At 47.6% G+C, this 17,262-nt stretch carries 18 protein-coding genes; 10 read left to right on the top strand and 8 right to left on the bottom strand.

The features are described from left to right. The first annotated feature begins 174 nt into the window (after positions 1 to 174). The 4 genes from JNUCC31_RS12240 (at position 175) to JNUCC31_RS12255 (ending at position 2,783) form a co-directional block, all read left to right on the top strand. Positions 175 to 504, top strand: coding sequence for a PadR family transcriptional regulator (locus JNUCC31_RS12240; protein WP_192271446.1), 330 nt, complete (start codon positions 175 to 177; stop codon positions 502 to 504). Then, complete coding sequence (locus JNUCC31_RS12245; RefSeq protein WP_192271448.1) at positions 497 to 1,090, top strand: HAAS signaling domain-containing protein; 594 nt, start codon at positions 497 to 499, stop codon at positions 1,088 to 1,090. The genes JNUCC31_RS12240 and JNUCC31_RS12245 overlap by 8 nt, the downstream gene beginning before the upstream one ends. Further along, on the top strand, positions 1,087 to 1,989 hold the full coding sequence (locus JNUCC31_RS12250) for a DUF4097 family beta strand repeat-containing protein (RefSeq protein WP_192271450.1): 903 nt from the start codon (positions 1,087 to 1,089) through the stop codon (positions 1,987 to 1,989). Before JNUCC31_RS12245 ends, JNUCC31_RS12250 begins: the two co-directional genes overlap by 4 nt. Positions 1,990 to 2,063: 74 nt before the next feature. Continuing rightward, complete coding sequence (locus JNUCC31_RS12255; RefSeq protein WP_192271452.1) at positions 2,064 to 2,783, top strand: 3-ketoacyl-ACP reductase; 720 nt, start codon at positions 2,064 to 2,066, stop codon at positions 2,781 to 2,783. A 100-nt stretch (positions 2,784 to 2,883) separates the two neighbouring features. On the opposite strand, the gene JNUCC31_RS12260 is transcribed toward JNUCC31_RS12255, so the two are convergent. Together JNUCC31_RS12260 and JNUCC31_RS12265 are read right to left on the bottom strand one after the other, a co-directional pair. After that, complete coding sequence (locus tag JNUCC31_RS12260) at positions 2,884 to 3,432, bottom strand: helix-turn-helix domain-containing protein (RefSeq protein WP_192271454.1); 549 nt, start codon at positions 3,430 to 3,432, stop codon at positions 2,884 to 2,886. 41 nt (positions 3,433 to 3,473) lie between these two features. After that, a complete protein-coding gene (locus tag JNUCC31_RS12265; RefSeq protein WP_192271455.1) occupies positions 3,474 to 3,839 on the bottom strand; it encodes a glyoxalase superfamily protein in 366 nt (121 codons plus the stop codon). Positions 3,840 to 4,070: 231 nt separating this feature from the next. Between JNUCC31_RS12265 and JNUCC31_RS12270 the strand changes: the two genes are divergently transcribed. The 4 genes from JNUCC31_RS12270 (at position 4,071) to JNUCC31_RS12285 (ending at position 7,639) form a co-directional block, all read left to right on the top strand. Next, positions 4,071 to 4,748 (top strand): alpha/beta hydrolase, encoded by a 678-nt coding sequence (locus JNUCC31_RS12270; protein WP_192271457.1) that lies wholly within the window; start codon positions 4,071 to 4,073, stop codon positions 4,746 to 4,748. Next, on the top strand, positions 4,748 to 5,518 hold the full coding sequence (locus tag JNUCC31_RS12275) for a DODA-type extradiol aromatic ring-opening family dioxygenase (RefSeq protein WP_192271459.1): 771 nt from the start codon (positions 4,748 to 4,750) through the stop codon (positions 5,516 to 5,518). Before JNUCC31_RS12270 ends, JNUCC31_RS12275 begins: the two co-directional genes overlap by 1 nt. Positions 5,519 to 5,717: 199 nt before the next feature. After that, complete coding sequence (locus JNUCC31_RS12280; protein ID WP_192271461.1) at positions 5,718 to 6,719, top strand: cation diffusion facilitator family transporter; 1,002 nt, start codon at positions 5,718 to 5,720, stop codon at positions 6,717 to 6,719. A 419-nt stretch (positions 6,720 to 7,138) separates the two neighbouring features. Then, the gene (locus tag JNUCC31_RS12285; protein ID WP_192271463.1) at positions 7,139 to 7,639 is read left to right on the top strand and encodes a hypothetical protein; all 501 of its coding nucleotides are present in this window, start codon (positions 7,139 to 7,141) and stop codon (positions 7,637 to 7,639) included. Between the two features lie 559 nt (positions 7,640 to 8,198). Here the strand turns inward: JNUCC31_RS12285 and JNUCC31_RS12290 are convergent. The 4 genes from JNUCC31_RS12290 to JNUCC31_RS12305 are packed head-to-tail and all read right to left on the bottom strand — an operon-like array spanning position 8,199 to position 11,985. Next, positions 8,199 to 9,272, bottom strand: coding sequence for an ABC transporter substrate-binding protein (locus JNUCC31_RS12290; protein WP_111619404.1), 1,074 nt, complete (start codon positions 9,270 to 9,272; stop codon positions 8,199 to 8,201). Next, positions 9,269 to 10,078 carry an ABC transporter permease gene (locus JNUCC31_RS12295; RefSeq protein WP_024632840.1) on the bottom strand — a complete coding sequence of 270 codons (810 nt, stop codon included), beginning with the start codon at positions 10,076 to 10,078 and terminating at the stop codon, positions 9,269 to 9,271. The genes JNUCC31_RS12290 and JNUCC31_RS12295 overlap by 4 nt, the downstream gene beginning before the upstream one ends. Continuing rightward, a complete protein-coding gene (locus tag JNUCC31_RS12300; protein ID WP_192271465.1) occupies positions 10,053 to 10,886 on the bottom strand; it encodes an ABC transporter permease in 834 nt (277 codons plus the stop codon). Before JNUCC31_RS12300 ends, JNUCC31_RS12295 begins: the two co-directional genes overlap by 26 nt. Then, positions 10,876 to 11,985: an ABC transporter ATP-binding protein gene (locus tag JNUCC31_RS12305; RefSeq protein WP_192271467.1), complete on the bottom strand. Its 1,110-nt coding sequence runs from the start codon at positions 11,983 to 11,985 to the stop codon at positions 10,876 to 10,878. Before JNUCC31_RS12305 ends, JNUCC31_RS12300 begins: the two co-directional genes overlap by 11 nt. 417 nt (positions 11,986 to 12,402) lie before the next feature. On the opposite strand from JNUCC31_RS12305, the gene JNUCC31_RS12310 reads away from it, so the two are divergent. Together JNUCC31_RS12310 and JNUCC31_RS12315 are read left to right on the top strand one after the other, a co-directional pair. Continuing rightward, positions 12,403 to 13,653, top strand: coding sequence for a transcriptional regulator (locus JNUCC31_RS12310; protein ID WP_228469629.1), 1,251 nt, complete (start codon positions 12,403 to 12,405; stop codon positions 13,651 to 13,653). Positions 13,654 to 14,110: 457 nt separating this feature from the next. Next, complete coding sequence (locus JNUCC31_RS12315) at positions 14,111 to 15,382, top strand: MFS transporter (RefSeq protein ID WP_192271472.1); 1,272 nt, start codon at positions 14,111 to 14,113, stop codon at positions 15,380 to 15,382. Positions 15,383 to 15,419: 37 nt separating this feature from the next. Here the strand turns inward: JNUCC31_RS12315 and JNUCC31_RS12320 are convergent, their stop codons facing one another. Together JNUCC31_RS12320 and JNUCC31_RS12325 are read right to left on the bottom strand one after the other, a co-directional pair. Beyond that, on the bottom strand, positions 15,420 to 15,890 hold the full coding sequence (locus tag JNUCC31_RS12320; RefSeq protein WP_192271474.1) for an NUDIX hydrolase: 471 nt from the start codon (positions 15,888 to 15,890) through the stop codon (positions 15,420 to 15,422). Positions 15,891 to 16,032: 142 nt separating this feature from the next. Then, the gene (locus tag JNUCC31_RS12325) at positions 16,033 to 17,241 is read right to left on the bottom strand and encodes a nitric oxide synthase oxygenase (protein WP_192271475.1); all 1,209 of its coding nucleotides are present in this window, start codon (positions 17,239 to 17,241) and stop codon (positions 16,033 to 16,035) included. Positions 17,242 to 17,262: the final 21 nt, after the last annotated feature.

Genomic DNA, 17,262 nt, shown 5'->3' on the forward strand with positions numbered 1-17,262 from the left:
ATCTATAGATGAAATAGCGAGTAAACGAAGATAACCCTTGTCAGCAATACATCGTGACACGGAACCATTTTTAAATCACTACCTTGCATTATACAGTACCGGATGCTATGATTAATTTACGACTACTGAACAATACACACTAGTGTTTGGATAGAGCAACAAGGAGGAACCCAAGTGAATGTAAATATTCAATTTAAAAAAGGGGTGCTGGAGCTATGTGTCCTTGTTCTAATCAACCGCCAGGATCGTTACGGCTACGAACTGGCTCAGGCCGTATCCCAGCATATTGAAGTAGCAGAAGGCGCTCTATATCCCCTTTTGCGAAGATTGGTCAATGACGGCTATTGTACGACTTACTTGCAGGAATCCAGTGAAGGCCCACCGCGTAAATATTACAAACTCTCTGTTACGGGTCGTGACTATATGCAGACGCTCACGAATGAATGGAATAGCTTTGTGCGCAATGTCGCAAATCTTATAGAGGAAGGTACTTCCAATGAATAGACAACAATTCATGCAGGCAATGGAGGTTCATCTAAGACCGATGGACCCGCAGGAACGGGCAGAACTGCTCGCTGATTATGATCAGCATTTTGAGATGGGATTGAGAGAAGGACGACTGGAAGAGGAGATTGCATGTGAACTGGGTCACCCCTCTGAGATTGCACGCGAAGCGCTTGGTGATCGTTATGATGCACAGACACCTGGATCAGACCCATTCTACGCACCAACGTATGGAGAAATGCGGCCACCAAAGAACAGTAACAGAGCGGCTCGAAACCTTTTCACCGGCATCGGACTGCTCTTTCTGAATTTGATTCTGGGAATTCCTCTTGGATTAACATTGTGGTCATTATGGCTTGTGATTGCCAGCCTGTCCTTGCTGGTATTAGCCCCTGTGGCCGCTGCAGTGGACTTCCTGTTTCTTAATCAATTTGATAAGGCAGAACTGTTCGTTTCCATCGGGGCGTTGGGTGTGGGAATTCTATTCGCCATTGCAGCCAAAGAGGTATTCAAAGCGTTCAAGGTAACTACTCTCCAATATCTCAGATGGAATAAAAGGACGATGAAAGGAGATGTATCCGCATGAGTACAAAAAAATGGATTGCCTTAGCAATAGTATGTATCGGCATAGGCTTGCTCGGAACATCCATATACGGGGTTCAGTTCGGAGACAAGCGGGAGGCGTACTCCAAACGATGGGATTTCAAAAATGATGAGTTACAAAACATAGTCATGCATGCTAACTTTAGCGCGGATATTGACTTTGTAGTTAGCCCGGACTCCGATGGTTATATCGAAGTGGATGGCAAATGGGACCCGGCCGTGGTTAAAAGCTTTGAACAGGCAACCTTCTCCGATGGTACATTCAAGCTGTCCCAGCCGAAACGTGCGCAATTGCAATTTTTCACTCTTTATTGGAATGACAGAGACTCCAAAATAACGGTTGCCCTGCCTGAGGGGCATCAGCTGAAAGAGGTCAAATTGGAATCCTCCTCAAGTGAATGGAATCTGACAGGTCTGAAAGCCGATCTGCTGGAGTTGAACAGTACCTCTGGTGCTGTTCAACTCGAGAACATCACCGTGCCGGCCATTCAACTGGAATTGACCTCAGGTGATATTAAAGCCTCAGCCATTGCAGGAGATATGGAAGTAAAACAAACATCGGGAAGTTTCAGGCTGGATGGACTTAACGGAAAGGTGACCAGTCATATCCAGTCGGGCGATACAAAGATCACGCAATTAAACGGTGCAGCAAACGTTGAGTTTACTTCCGGAAGTGTGAAGATTGAGCAAGCTTCCTCCGGTCCGATCGATGTATCGGGACATTCAGGAGACATTTTCATAGAGGCGGCAGCCGATTTTGACGGAATATTTGACGCACGGACCACTTCCGGTGATGTGAATGTACCTGAATCCCCAATGGTGAGCCGTGAAGTCATCAAAGCTCGTTCTACGTCAGGCAGCATTAAGATCAAGCAGCAATGATGAAGCAAATATCCGAACTGTGGGTAATATAGTATAATTAAATGCCAGTCCATTTTGAAGGAGGAATTACCCACATGGAACTTAAAAATAAAACGGCTGTCATCACTGGCGCCGGTAAAGGTATCGGACGTGCCATTGCTCAAGCACTTGCCAAAGAAGGTGTACATCTCGGACTTATCGCTCGGACGGCCTCCGATCTGGAGACTCTCCAGCAATCGCTGAGCCAGGAATATGGTGTAAAAGTAACCAGTGCCATTGCGGATATTTCGGATCGTACCCAGGCTGAAGCAGCCGTGGCTGCCATCGAGATGGAGCTTGGTGCAGTGGATATTCTGATCAATAACGCAGGAATTGCAAGCTTCGGCACACTGCTGGACATGGACCCGGAAGAATGGGAACGCATCCTGCATGTCAATGTCATGGGTACATACTACGTAACACGTGCCGTGCTGCCAAGCATGATTAAGGAAAGCAGCGGTAGCATTATCAATATCGCCTCCACGGCAGGCGAGCGTGGATTCGCTACAGGTTCAGCTTACTGTGCTTCCAAATTCGCCCTGCTCGGCATGACCGAATCCCTGATGCAGGAAGTGCGTAAATCCAATATTCGGGTCACTGCGTTAACGCCAAGTACAGTGAACACAGAATTGGCAACCAATGCCGGGCTCAAAATTGGCGACGAAGACCGGATGATGCAAGCGGAAGACGTAGCTGAACTGGCTTTGGCAACGCTCAAACTCTCGGATCGTGTATTTGTCAAAGCCGCAGGCATCTGGACTACTAATCCACAGTAATCAGGACTAGTCGGACAGGAGACTGTATCAATTAAATTCGTAAGAAATAATAAAAGGGCTGTTCCCATCGTTTAGTTTCATAACTTTGGGAACCGTCCTTTTATTTATTCCATAAACGATCCAAGTCCAGTTCCTTGGACACAGCAATCAGTACCACTGCTGTCTCCTCGCCAATATTGGTCACTTCGTGGGGAACGATGGCATTCCAGCTGAACGAATCTCCAGCTTCCAGAATCTCTGCATCCTCACACTGTTCAGCGCGAATCCTGCCTTGCAGAACCAGATGACTCTCTTCTCCGGCATGCTTGTTTTCCCCCGTTGATGCGCCTGGCGGCAGTTCCACAATGGACATCCGCATGGCGCCTTTTGCCGTTAGATGCTGTACCTTGATCTGCCCGCTTCCGGCAGTTGTCTCCTTGCGCTCATCCTTGCGCACCACGTTCATTCGCTGCTCCGGTGACAGCAGCAAGTACGGCAGTGGCACTTCCAGATAATCTGCGATACTTTCGAGCGTGGCAATGGAAGGTGATGTTTTATTATTTTCCACGTTGCTGATAAACCCTTTGGACAGCCCCGTACCCTCGCACATTTGCATGATGGTAATCTGTTTCTGTTTCCGGATCGTACGAATGGCTAGGCCAATATCCATGTTTGCAACCCTCCCCTTTGATCTATATATCCATACCCAACCTATCCTGCGTTAGGTTCATAAAAAACAATCCGGTTGCCAAACGGGTCAATGACTGTCATTTCCCTTAGATTCCACGGCGTGTCCGTAATGCCCGGTCTGGAATGCTTGTACTTTTTCGCATTGAGTGCCTCACATAATGCATCGAGCGAGTCCGTTTCTATTCGCAATGCCGCTCCAGGTGTACAATCGCCATGATGTTCGGATAGATGCAATACAAGGGAATCCAGGGATATCTGCATATATAGCGGCAAGTCTGTCTCAAACCGATGTTCCCAATCCAATCGGAAACCCAGGTATTCCAGGTAGAACTCTTTCGCCTTTTCTTCATCAAATATCCTCAAAATAGGCACGATTCCTCTGATCATAATTATCACGTCCTTGGAAGTAATAGGTGGATTGTTTGCTTACCCGCCTGTTTCACCGTTTACAGGTGATTATAGATTTCTTATACGGAACATATTTTCATCATACAAAAAAAATATTGACCCTACAATGGAATCGTGATAGATTTTGTTCATCAATAAGAATATTAATTTCATATTTGTAAACTTTATTTTGATTACATTACACCCATTTCTTATCAGGTGGTGATTGCATTGAATAATTATTCATTAACTTACGAGGTTCAACTTCCCTCCGATTACGATACAGAACAACCATATCCCGTGATCTTTGCTCTGCATGGCATGGGTTCGGATGATCAGGATATGCTGCGGCTGATGCAGCCCCTCCAATCGGATTTTATTATCGTCGCCGTACGGGGACCCATCATTCAGGGTAGTGGCTACGCCTATTTTCAGATTAAAAGCATTGGCAATCCCGTCCGGGAATTGTTCGACGCTTCTGTTCAGGGACTGCAACAGCTAATCGTTGACTTGTCCTCCAAATATGCCATTGATCCCGCACGGCGTTATATCGCCGGATTCAGTCAGGGAGCCATTATGGCGATGACACTCTCGCTGATCATGGGAGATGCGATTAAGGGAATTGTAGCCATGAGTGGTTACATTCCGCAATTTGTGAAAGACGAATACAAGATACAGCCCGGCTCGGAGTTATCCGTATTCATATCGCATGGCGATCAGGATCATCTCTTCCCGCTGCAACTTGGCGAAGATAACGCGAGCTTCTTCCGCGAACACACCGATAATGTTACGTACGTTCCATATCACGGTGGGCACCAAGTCACTCCCGATCTATATCAACAATTTCAACAATGGCTTCGGACGGATGCCAATCTGGCTGCCGAAGACCTGAAAGGACTGAATTCATAATGATGCCATCCCTGTTTATCGCTCACGGCGCGCCATCGCTCGCACTGGAGGAACATGCCTACACTGAATTTCTGCAAAAACTTGGACAAGAACTGCCGAAACCCAAAGCAATTATATTGTTCTCTGCTCACTGGGAATCCACAACTCAATTGGTTTCCTCGGTAGCCAATTACGAGACCATCTATGATTTCGGTGGCTTCCAGCCTGAACTGTATCAGATCAAATACCCGGCACAAGGACATGAAGAGACCACTGCGGAGATTCAGCGTCTGTTCGCGAATGCCGGCATTCCGGTAGAAAGCGACTTCGTTCGTGGTCTGGATCACGGTGCTTGGGTCGTTCTTCGCCTGCTCTATCCGAACGCAGATATCCCGGTTGTTACGTTGTCTGTAAACCGTTATCTGTCCAATGAACAGCAGTATCAGGTAGGAAAGGCACTCGCCACATTGCGCGAGCAGGATGTTCTAGTGATTGGTAGTGGCGGAACAGTACACAATCTGCGGCAATTAAACTGGGAAAGCGCAGGCGTTGATCCTTGGGCCATGGCGTTTGACAACTGGTTGCATGACAAGCTGATGAGCTGGGATACCACGTCCCTCTTCGCCTATGACAAGCTCGCACCATCCGCCCAGGCAGCCGTGCCTACGCCAGAGCATTTTGTGCCACTGCTGCTTGCCATGGGTGCAGGGGATCAGAACAAGCAGGCATCACTTCTGTTCAAAGCCTATCAGTATGGCAATCTGAGCCTGTCTTGCTGGAAGTTTGATTGATCTGTTGAAATCAAACTTTATATAGAAGCAACTAGACACCCGTGCGAGCTCACACGGGTGTTTGTAGTGATATGACCTTTTTTGCATAATGCTGGGAGTTGTAAAGCGGGTTATAATAACATTTAGTGGAAATGTAAAAGCTATCAATACGAATTGCCTTTTCTACATCTATTACATCTTTCTGGGAGGAACATACGAAGTGGCTGAACAACCAAAGTCTGAGAGCTTGATGTCTCTCGTCAAAAAGGGAAACACATCCTCAGCCGTAGCTATGGCGGGTAATGCTGTACTTGCACTGTGCAAAGGAGGAGCCTTTCTTTTCAGTGGCAGTGGCGCCATGTTCGCCTCGGCGATGCACTCTTTGGCTGATGCCATCAACCAAGGGTTTGTCTTTGTCGGAAGTGTGTTGTCCGAGAAAAAACCTACACGCCGCTTTCCGACCGGATTCGGACGGGTCATCAACATTTTCTGCATGATCGCGGTCATTGTCGTTACCATTATGGCGTATGAAACGATCCATGAAGGAATTCATCTGTTACAGCATCCTGTTGGTCATACCGGTGGCCTCTGGATTAACATCGGGGTGCTTGTATTAAACATTCTGATTGACGGTGCCATTCTAATCAAGGCCATGAAGGAAATTCTGAAAGAAGCACGCGCGCCAAAAGCTGCCGGATTTGCCCTGCTCCCCGCCGCTATCAAAAATGTAGGGCGCGCTGCACCGCCAACACGTCTTGTATTTTACGAAGATGTTGTAGCTGTACTCGGTGCACTACTTGCGCTGATCTCTGTTGTAGTCATTGCCTTGACCAATTTTGCATTGCTCGATGGAATCGTGACCACCATTATTGGATGCCTGATGATTGCTGTCGCGTTCCGTGTGGGTTACGACAATATGATCGGACTGATTGGTGTAGCAGCTCCGCAGGATATCGAGGATAAAGTATCCCAGACCATCCTGGCCGACACTCATGTTGCGGATATTCAAATGATGCGAATTATTCAGGAAGGCCGTTATTATCATGTCGAGGGTCTGATTGAGCTGACCAAAGGACTAAGCCTTGCTGATGCCGATGATATCAAGTTCCGTATTCAGGAGAAGTTAATGACGGACCCTGACATTGCTGATGCAGCCATCTCCATTATCGAAGATGATGGCGTGAACAGTTGGGGCAAGAAGCATTCGGATGTGGTGAAATAACCGGATTGCCCGCTTTTAATAAAAGAAGGAAACAGCCCACTCTTCCGGGGTGGGTTTTTAGTATGTTCAATAAGACAATTGCCGAGTGGCTGCGTAATGCTATTCGTAGACGTTAAACATTCGGTGCAAAAGTATTCCTTCTGCCCGCCCTGCTTCATCCCCACGTACTTTATTGGGTCAGATTTGCGCGATATTATCCGGGTGTCTGCCGGTTCACTTTTTGAAGGCTGCATTGGCATAATTGGGTTCACCGCTTGTGTATCGAAGTAGTATATTTCGTACCTAGACTTTAGTCTAGGTTAAGTTTAACTCCAAAGACCGAGGATACCCTTTTGCGGTTCATGGTATGCTGTGAATAACGAGAAAACATACTCCATGACTGTTCGGGAATTGATCTTGTATTGAAAAGGAGAGATATCATGGCTAAACGCACCATCCTTGCGCCTGTGCTTATTTTGCTCGGCGTGTATCTGATCTTGAACCAGGGAGGTTCACTCGGTCCGGGTACGATCTTTGCCAATTTCTGGCCCACCCTATTTGTCATTCCACTGGGGCTGTTCTTCCATTGGCTGTACTTCTCCATGATTGGCAGAGGTGTTGGATTGCTGGTTCCAGGGGGTATCCTGCTCACGGCAGGCGTTGTCAGCCAGATCGCTATGCTCTTTGATAACTGGAGCACGATGTGGCCCGGCTTCATTCTTGCGGTAGCGGTAGGCCTGTTTGAACTGTATTGGTTCGGCGGCCGTAACAAATGGCTGCTGATCCCAATCAACATACTGACGGTTATATCGCTTCTCTTCTTCGCCGTCATGTCGATTGGCACGATGCTGACCAGCCTGTCCTTCATCCAGCCGTTCGTGGCGATTGTGCTGATTATGGGCGGCGCTTGGATCATGGTGGGTCGCAAAAAGCGCATGTAGTGGCGTGATATAAGATGAAGGGCTGGGATTACACGATTCCACTTCGCGTGCAGAATAATCTTCCGATCGCTGTTATCCCCGGATTTCTTTCATTAATTTTTTTAAAGGATGATATCCTGTGATAAAGGCGAACGCTTCGCTTCTACAGATTATTTCTGCCCTCTCCGTTAACGTGTGATCTTTAATGTTCATCTTATATGGCACTTCAAGCGCTATCGCTCTGAAGTAAGTAAGTAAAAAAATAAGGGGTGCAGCTCGTCATTCAAGTGAAATGACGAGCTGCACCCCTATTTATTCTTTATCCAAATCTAACGAACTGTACACACGCTATTGGCGGTCATTTACGCTGATTGAAGTTTTAACGAATCAGAGAGACGCTATTCTGTCTAAGCAGCGGCTTATTGCCGTTTAAACACCTTTTTTATAAAGAATAGCTTCGCTGGAGTTCGTTAGCCTTCGTAATCCATGCAAATCAGCCCAATAAGGTGTGGTAGATTCGTTAGCGGCTTGGATGTGCATGACATGCACGTTCATCCGACACCTCTCGCTCGAATGCCCCTTATTTGCTATGCATTTTAAATTCGAGGAACAAATCATTATAATGCGACAGCATTTTTTTGCCCAGATTATCGTACACTTCAAGCTTTCCTGTCAGCGTCTCATCCGGATAGAATCGTTCATCCTCCGAAATATCCTCTGGCAGCAGCTTCAATGCCTCGGCGTTTGGTGTGGAGTACCCGACATATTCGGCGTTACGGGCGGCATGATCCGGGTCCAGCATGAAGTTGATAAACTGATGTGCCCCTTCAATATTGCTTGCGGTCTTCGGAATGACCATGTTATCGAACCATAGGTTCGAGCCTTCCTCAGGAACCACATAATCCAGCTTATCGTTCTCATCCATAATTTCCGACGCATCCCCGGACCATACGAGTCCAACCGCTGCTTCCTCGTTTGCCAGCAGCATTTTGATCTCGTCCCCGACAATGGCTCTGACGTTAGGCGTGAGGGTAGACAGTTTCTTTAAAGCTTCCTGCAGATGGTCTTCGTTCGTATCGTTCAGCGAATAACCGAGGCTGTTCAGCCCCATACCGATCACTTCACGGGCACCGTCGAGCAGGAGGATTTGATTTTTCAAACGTGGGTCCCACAGGTCATTCCAGCTCTCAAATGTTAACCCGTCGACCAGTTCAGGATTGTACACAATCCCCACCGTTCCCCAGAAGTAAGGAATGGAGTACTTGTTGTCCTCATCGAAGGACAGATCCATGAAACGTGGATCAATGTTGCTCAGATTGGGTAGCTTGCTGTGATCCAGTGGAATGAGCAGATTCTCTTCTTTCATTTTGCTAATCGCATACTCGGAAGGAATCGCCACATCAAACGTCGTTCCGCCCTGCTCAATCTTGGTTAACATCGCTTCGTTCGAATCAAACGTCTGGTAGATCACCTTGATGCCGGTCTCTTGCTCAAATTCCTTCAGCAAATCCGGGTCGATATAATCGCCCCAGTTGTAAATCGTCAGCGTGTTGCCGCCGGAATACCCCTGACTCTTGTTCAGGTACGAAGCGAGAATCATCAAGGCAAAGGCAGCCACAAATACAATTGCAAATGTCCGTACCAGTTGCTTCATGGACGCAGCCCCTTTCCTCCGGGTGGTATCCGTGTTGCACGGCGGTTAATGAAGTAATATCCAACCACCAGCAGCACCGTCAGCAGGAACAGTAGCGTCGACAGCGCATTAATGGACAATGACACGCCCTGCCTTGCTCTTGAATAAATCTCCACAGAGAGTGTGGAGTATCCGTTGCCCGTGACAAAGAATGTTACCGCGAAGTCATCAAGCGAGTACGTCAATGCCATGAAGAATCCGGCAAAAATGCCCGGTTTAACGTATGGAAGCACGACACGAGTCAGGATCTGCCATGATCCAGCACCCAGATCGCGCGCCGCATCCATCAAGGTCGGACTCATCTCCTGAAGCTTGGGCAGCACCATAATTACGACAATCGGCACGCTGAATGCGATATGAGACAACAGTACCGAAGTGAATCCAAGCTTGATGCCAATCATGGTGAACAGAATCAGAAAGGACGCACCGATGATGACATCCGGACTAACGATCAGCACGTTATTGAGTGACAGCAACGTATTCTTGGTTCGTTTGCGCCGCACATGGTAGATCGCCAGTGCCCCTGCCACACCGAGCATCGTTGAGATCGCCGAGGACAGGAGCGCAATAATAAACGTATTCAGTACAATGATCAGCAGCCGCGTATCCGCAAATACTTCCCTGTACCATTCCAATGTAAACCCTTCAAAGCCGCGCATATGCCCGCCACTGTTGAAGGAATAGAAGATCAGATATGCGATCGGTGCGTACAGTATGGCGAATACTACGGCCAGATAGACGTTAGACAGCTTTCCGTTTCTTCCCATTACGCACCTCCTTCTTGCCTGATCCGGTCAGGAACATAATGATCGCCATCGCAATAATCAAAAAGACGGCAATCGTCGAACCCATTCCCCAGTCCTGGGTGACGAGAAAATGCTGCTCAATCGCTGTTCCCAGCGTAATTACCCGGTTTCCCGCAATAAGGCGGGTAATCATGAACAACGATAACGCCGGAATAAATACGGCCTGACAGCCGGATTTCACTCCGCTGATTGTCAGCGGAAAGATGACCCGGCGGAACGTCAGCCAGGACGAAGCCCCGAGATCCCGTGCCGCATAGATCAGCGATGGATTCATCTCTTCCAGTGCGTTGAAGATGGGCAGGATCATGAACGGAATGAAGATGTACACCGAGACAAAGATAAAGCTGAAATCAGTGAACAGAATCTGCTTTGTGCCAATGCCCACCACTTCAAGCAGGGAATTGGTCAGGCCATACGTGCCGAACAGGCCGATAAAGGCGTACGCTTTTAACAACAGATTGATCCAGCTTGGCAAAATAATAAGTAGCAGCCACAGCTGCTTGTGCTTCGTACGGGTCAGTAAATACGCTGTGGGATACGAAACTAACAGCGAGAACACCGTAATCAGAAATGCATACCAGAACGAACTCAGGGTCATCTGCATGTACACAGGTGTAAAGAACCGAGCGTAGTTACCCAACGTGAAATTGCCTTCCACATCGAAGAACGAGTAATACACCACCAGCAGAACCGGAGCAACTACAAACAACACCATCCATAACACATATGGAATCAGATACGCATTGCGTGTACTCGCCTTAGTCTGCATGAACGGCCTCTTGGTAGGCTTCCAGACGTTTGTCGAACTCTTCTTCCGTCTCGTTAAAGCGCATGACGTGGATGGCTTCCGGGTCAAAATGCAGTCCAATACGAGCGCCTACCTCGGCTTTTTTCGTGGAATGTACCAGCCACTCATTACCCGCGTCATCGTAGGTGGATATCTCGTAATGCACCCCCCGGAACAGCTGCGAGTCCACGTTGACCTGCATTTTGCCCTGTTCCTCGGTTGTAATTTCCATATCCTCTGGACGAATCACAATCTCCACAGGCTCGTCCTTCTGCAGACCCTGATCGACACACTCGTACTGTGCGCCAGCAAATTCCACTACAAAGTCCTGCTTCATTTTGCCGGATACAATGTTCGATTCGCCAATAAAGTCCGCCACAAAACGGTTAATCGGCTCATCATAGATATCATTGGGTGTGCCGCTCTGTTGAATGACGCCACCGTTCAGGACAAAGATTTCATCCGACATCGCCAGGGCTTCCTCCTGATCATGTGTGACAAAAATAAACGTAATGCCCAGTCGCTGTTGCAGCTCGCGCAATTCATACTGCATTTCTGTCCGCAGCTTCAGATCGAGCGCCGATAGCGGCTCATCCAGAAGCAAAATCTCGGGTTCATTCACAATCGCACGCGCAATCGCGACACGTTGCCGTTGTCCGCCGGACATCTCGCCAATTTCACGGTTTTCATAACCGGACAGATTGACGAACTTGAGTGCTTCCAACACTTTGCTGCGAATCTCAGCCGTTTTCATCTTTTTGATCCGCAAACCAAAAGCTACGTTCTCAAAGACATTCAAATGTGGAAATAATGCGTAATCCTGAAATACGGTATTCACCTGCCGCTGGTGGGCAGGCACCCGGTTAATCAGTGCACCGTTAAAATAAATACTGCCCTGTGTCGGCTCCGCAAAGCCGGCGATCAAGCGCAATATCGTTGTTTTCCCGCAGCCTGACGGGCCGAGTAGCGTATAAAATTTACCCCGCTCAATCTCGAAGCTGACTTCCTTCAATACGGCTTCATCCTGATCGTATTGCTGGGTCACCCGGTCGAAACGGATAATCGGTTGTTGTTCTGACATGTTCATATCGCCCCCTTTAAACTTGAGGTATACCTCTATTGCTTATTCTTCTTGCAGGCCTCTTCCATTACAAACCCAACCTATTATACACGACTTTGTCCCAGCCTTGTTTCTTATAACGTAATTTATATCCTTTTTTCTTTCATTCCAAAAGGTATTCTGTATAAACTTTTATGAATTGCCAAAGAAAATATTGACCACTGTAAAATTTTAGAATTATAATTCATATATATGGATTTTTACACTAAATTTTGGGTGATGATAAGGGCGGTGTCATGCATGCTGAATAAGACTATACGAGCGGAAGTGTTGCAATACATAAACAATCACCATTTAACGCAAAGCCAGTTCTCACAACGAGCAAACATAAATCCAGGCTCTTTCAGTCGCCTCATCAATCAGAATAAACCGTTCTCCATGAGCCAGCTTGATGGTATTACAAGAGCCATGGGTGTGAAGAATGACCATTTCTATTCGCGGTTTGTGGAAGAATGTTTTACTTTGACAGCACCGGATTGGCGAAGATTGCGCCCTTTTATCATCCGCTGTGCAGAGGTGAAGCGTCTGGATTGCATCAAATTAATTTTGAGCAATCTTCTGGATAACACTAACTACGGCACTTTGATTTTTGAGGTTGCAGAGGAGTTGTTCCATGATCAGTACAACGAGGCCGCCGCGTTGCTATATGAGGGTGTGAGTGTAATCGAGAAATACCAGCATTCTGAGCGATTAGCCCTGTGTCGATATCGATTGTTCCTTCTTTCATTAAGTGATAACCTGACCCAAAATTTGCGGGCCGCCACATTGTTCGAGCCCTACGCAAATCGTCTGGAGGAGTCCGACCAATTGGAAGCACTCAAACATCTGGCTCACGTCTATGTTTCGCTGCATGAATGGCACAAGGTGGATGAACTCTCGGAAGAAATGTTCCATCTCGCTTCCATTCAGTACGAGCTTTCTCTTCGCGCCAAACGCAAAGATTCTAAAGCTAAACAGCCCGTTCGCCCTTTTTACTTCTACATGTTGTATGCGCGCCTGCTCCAAGCTGCAGTATATGAACAATATGAAGAATATCAGAGAGCAATTGAATACACCGTTTTGTATACCAATGCAGATGACTGGATTCATGATTCTTCCGATGAGGCCAAGCTCATTATTAATCAATTCAATGACTTTTCAACAGCTAACCAGTATCTGTACCGATTATATATGGGAGAACTGGATGATCTGCCCGACTATATCGAGTATATCGCATCGCGGCCTGACGAAATTTTCCATGCACTCTGCAACATTATCAAGATCGCCAACAGGTTTGATATCAACATTGATGCCATTTTGGATCGTTTCCAGGAACATATCCCTTACAAGACATATAACAGCGCGTTTGGAGAATACAATAAATCAATCAAGGCGGAGGAATACGCGACATTTTTAGCTAATCTGGGGAAGTACCATTTACATCGTGAACGTACCCAAGGCATCGATATTTTACTTGAGGGATTAGAATTTGCCGGTAATATAAGCAGTGACTCTAATACGATCAAATGTCTAACGGTATTTAATCAACACAGAGAATGGGAAGATGAGGACAAGCGAGAGAAATTCAATAGCCTGAATTATAAAATATATTCCTCACATGAAAAAAAATCCTTTCAACGCTGTGAGTAAGTAGTATACTGCTTACAGTTACTGCACCTATTTCTAATGTACTGCTTACACTTATGACACATGGTGTAGGATCAGGTTAACAGCTCTAAATTTCAATTGCACTTTTTTTACAGACACCACTTGGGTGTCTTTTTTCATTCAAAGCCACAGAAGCCCCTCCCAACGCATTCCTGCATCTCATTTTACTGATTATAAGATTCTGCTTTGGTTTAACCTCCACCTATTTATAATCTCTGGCCTTATTGATTGCCCTTTATGTAGCCCTCGATATCCTACACGCTCCCCTTTATATGATTCAGCTATATCCGCAATGCTTTTGGTGTAAACGCCCTGTGTTATTTCTTCTTAATCTCACAAATACAGCATACATTACGGGTATATGTCGATATCTACGCATCCATGTAGAGTGATTGAAGGAAGATTCGGAGTTCAGTTCTGTGCGAAAGGAGTCTTGTTGGTGGATATTCGCCGTAACCTGCCTTTACTGATGATCATTTGTTTTCTGAGTCAGATGGGCGGTTTCATGATCCTGCCCATCTTTCCTTTGTTTATTGAGGAATTCGGCCTGTCCGGTTGGATGATGGGGGTTATTTTTGCACTCTTTTATGTGGGAAAGGTAATTGGCGGGGTGCCTGCTGCGGCGCTCTATCGGAAAATCGGGGGAAAACGGGCACTTATTGCCATGCTGCTGCTTCTCGCTGTCTGTATGGGCGGTTTCGCTGTATCTTCTGTCGCGCTTCTATTCGGCCTGTTGCGGCTGCTGCAAGGGCTCGCTTCGACCGGACTAACGGTGGTCGTGCGCTCCATCATCGGGGATGGGGGCAATGTCGATAACCGCGGCCTGTACAACGGTTATATCAGCAGCAGTGAGGGTGGGGGCATGGTGCTGGGTCCGGTTATTAGTGGCTGGCTTGCGCTGCACTGGCCGCTATCGGTACCTTTTTTGCTTGTTACGCTGTGTTGTCTGATGGCTGTGGGTGCGGCAATGGGGATAAGGTCCGCAACAAAGGCAGGTCTTGCATCCGGAAGTGAGCTGAGCAGTCAGGCCTCAGACGTGATTTCAACTGATGCCAAACCAACGCAAACGCCTGCCGATTATACCATTTCTCCAGTAAACGTTACTCCTAGCCCAATCACTCCTGAACCGTCCATCGGACTTACCCGGAGGCAGCAACTGATTGGCTACGCGACGGTTCATTTTCTGGAGATGAGCGCCTATGCTGTATTTCTAACTTATTTTGCGCTGTATGCCGCTCATATCATGCACTGGGACCCGTTTGCGACCAGTCTTGCCTTTACCGTAGCCGGAATTTCCACTCTTGCGGCTGCCCCGGTCGCAGGTTATCTGTCTGATCGGATGGGGGATCGTCTGCTGCTCTGCATGTTCGGTATGCTTATGATTGGAATCGAAGTGGTGGTTTTTCTGAGCACATCTTCTTATGTGTGGGTGTACGTAGGTATGCTGATCGGCGGGGTTGGCGGTGCATGTTACATGGATTCGTTCTTTGCTCATATTGGGGATCATATCCCGGACGAGGGTAGAAGTTCCGTCATAGGTAAAATCGTCTCTGCCGCAGAGATTGGCTCGATCGTTTCCCCTCTGGTGGCTGCCTTACTTGTAGAGTATGGATCGCTGTATACCGTGTTTTTGTTCAATCTGCTTCTGGTCGCTGCCGCCATTGCCGTGCAGGCGGTGATGCGCAGCCGTTACAGATTGAAACGTGTGTAGTCGCACAAGACTGCCCACATCAGTGGGCAGCCTCTGTTCATTTGTCCTTTGCAAATATAGTTGCAATATGTAGTGCATTTTCTTCGATTTTACTTTTTAAATAAGAGTCTGTGTTCTCAGGCAATTCCGTCGGCTTGTAAAACTTCGCTTCAAGAACTTCCACCCCGTCGGGCTGCAACTCGCCTTCAAACTCCGTGCATATATAACCAATGACCACATTATAATATTCATGTCCATTCCTTAATTTCGTATATAACTCTTTCCCCGAAAAGACGCCGTATAGCACAAGTTTCTTGATCTGTATTCCAATCTCTTCCCTGACCTCTCGCCTCGCCGACTCTTCCACCGATTCGCCCAACTCCATAAATCCACCCGGTACTCCCCAGGTATTGTCGACATGTCGAACCAACAAAATTTCACCTGATTTATTCAATATCAAAATACTCGGTCTCACCAGAATAACCGGTGCATTGCCAACCATTTCTCGAAGCGATTCAATGTAACCCATGGGTAACCCTCCTATATTAAGTCATGATCCTGATTATAGAAGTTCAATTCATTTCCATATAGAGAAACAATATTCATCTTAATTTCCTATTTTAGAGCCTGTGCTTGATGAAAACACAGCAAAAAAACAACCCGCTCGCACATTAGTGTGCAAACGGGCATTTCATTGGTGTATCTCCGGCCTGGGGCTGGTGATCTTCCTGTGTAGCCAGCTGTTCACTGCTTCGCAACTCAGCGCCAGATGCCACACCATCTTTCAGCCTATACGCAAGATCCTGACGAAAAAAATTGGGCTTCACAATATCATTGCGGTAGGAACGGTGAAAAATATGCGTCGTCGCTGGAGACACCGGCGGAATCAGCCAAACCCAATCGCCTGTCAGCTCGCGCCCTGCCTTCTCTTCCCGCTGTTCAAACAAGGCAAATTGCGCTGCCGCCGTGTGGTGATCCACCATGCTGACGCCAGCCTTCTTGAACGAATGCAGCACAGCTACATTCAGCTCTACCAGAGCCCGATCCTTCCAGAGCGTCGTTTCACTCGACGTATTCAGACCAAGGGCTGCCGCCACTGCAGGCAGTTTATTATACCGGAAGGTATCCGCCAAATTCCTTGCGCCAATCTCGGTACCCATATACCAACCGTTGAACGGTGCTGCCGGATAGGATATGCCGCCAATCTCCAGCCGCATATCGGCAATCATCGGCACACCGTACCAGCGCATGTCCAGTTCAGCAATCTCGGGACGCTCCGGATGTTCGATCCTCACTTCCACGATGTCTTCCTCGGGCACAGAATACCACTCCGGAGCTTGACCCTTCACCTGAATAATGAGTGGAAGCACATCATATGGCGTGCCCTCTCCTTGCCATCCAAGCGACATTGCCACCTTCGTCAACTCAACAGATGCAGGATCACCCATAATGCCTTCCGTCGTCTCATATCCGGCATAACGGATGAGTTGGTGATTCCAAATCCGCACGGGTGCTCCGTTCGGTCCATCCGGTGGAAGGATCGTTATCATCGGAATGATCTTGCCACCATTGGTGGCAGCTCTGATGTGCGTCAGCACAGCATCCACTGCCTTTCCAGCCGTATCTGCATGACGCGCATCAACGATGCGCAGTTTATCCCAGAATAGCCGCCCGATACAGCGGTTGCTGTTCCGCCATGCCATTTTACAGCCATGTTCCAGTTCATCCGCAGTGTGCACATATGTGCCTGTATGCTCAATTTCGTTCAAAACAGCAACAAGCCGGGCCTGCGCGTTTTCGCGCGTATGGCCCAGCTCTTCATAACATCTATATATAAACCGTTCAGCTTCATCCCGCAGTTCTTCCAGGTCTGTCCGCATTGTTCATTCCACCAATCTATA

This window comes from Paenibacillus sp. JNUCC-31 (assembly GCF_014844075.1).
Taxonomy (GTDB): domain Bacteria; phylum Bacillota; class Bacilli; order Paenibacillales; family Paenibacillaceae; genus Paenibacillus.

What these genes read in the sequence shown, in the direction of transcription:
- JNUCC31_RS12295 (WP_024632840.1), bottom strand. Translation starts at nt 10,078, where the DNA reads ATGGGAAGAAACGGAAAGCTGTCTAACGTCTATCTGGCCGTAGTATTC.
- JNUCC31_RS12250 (WP_192271450.1), top strand. Translation starts at nt 1,087, where the DNA reads ATGAGTACAAAAAAATGGATTGCCTTAGCAATAGTATGTATCGGCATA.
- JNUCC31_RS12275 (WP_192271459.1), top strand. Translation starts at nt 4,748, where the DNA reads ATGATGCCATCCCTGTTTATCGCTCACGGCGCGCCATCGCTCGCACTG.
- JNUCC31_RS12290 (WP_111619404.1), bottom strand. Translation starts at nt 9,272, where the DNA reads ATGAAGCAACTGGTACGGACATTTGCAATTGTATTTGTGGCTGCCTTT.
- JNUCC31_RS12300 (WP_192271465.1), bottom strand. Translation starts at nt 10,886, where the DNA reads ATGCAGACTAAGGCGAGTACACGCAATGCGTATCTGATTCCATATGTG.
- JNUCC31_RS12325 (WP_192271475.1), bottom strand. Translation starts at nt 17,241, where the DNA reads ATGCGGACAGACCTGGAAGAACTGCGGGATGAAGCTGAACGGTTTATA.
- JNUCC31_RS12305 (WP_192271467.1), bottom strand. Translation starts at nt 11,985, where the DNA reads ATGTCAGAACAACAACCGATTATCCGTTTCGACCGGGTGACCCAGCAA.
- JNUCC31_RS12255 (WP_192271452.1), top strand. Translation starts at nt 2,064, where the DNA reads ATGGAACTTAAAAATAAAACGGCTGTCATCACTGGCGCCGGTAAAGGT.
- JNUCC31_RS12310 (WP_228469629.1), top strand. Translation starts at nt 12,403, where the DNA reads ATGAGCCAGCTTGATGGTATTACAAGAGCCATGGGTGTGAAGAATGAC.
- JNUCC31_RS12245 (WP_192271448.1), top strand. Translation starts at nt 497, where the DNA reads ATGAATAGACAACAATTCATGCAGGCAATGGAGGTTCATCTAAGACCG.
- JNUCC31_RS12320 (WP_192271474.1), bottom strand. Translation starts at nt 15,890, where the DNA reads ATGGGTTACATTGAATCGCTTCGAGAAATGGTTGGCAATGCACCGGTT.
- JNUCC31_RS12265 (WP_192271455.1), bottom strand. Translation starts at nt 3,839, where the DNA reads ATGATCAGAGGAATCGTGCCTATTTTGAGGATATTTGATGAAGAAAAG.
- JNUCC31_RS12285 (WP_192271463.1), top strand. Translation starts at nt 7,139, where the DNA reads ATGGCTAAACGCACCATCCTTGCGCCTGTGCTTATTTTGCTCGGCGTG.
- JNUCC31_RS12260 (WP_192271454.1), bottom strand. Translation starts at nt 3,432, where the DNA reads ATGGATATTGGCCTAGCCATTCGTACGATCCGGAAACAGAAACAGATT.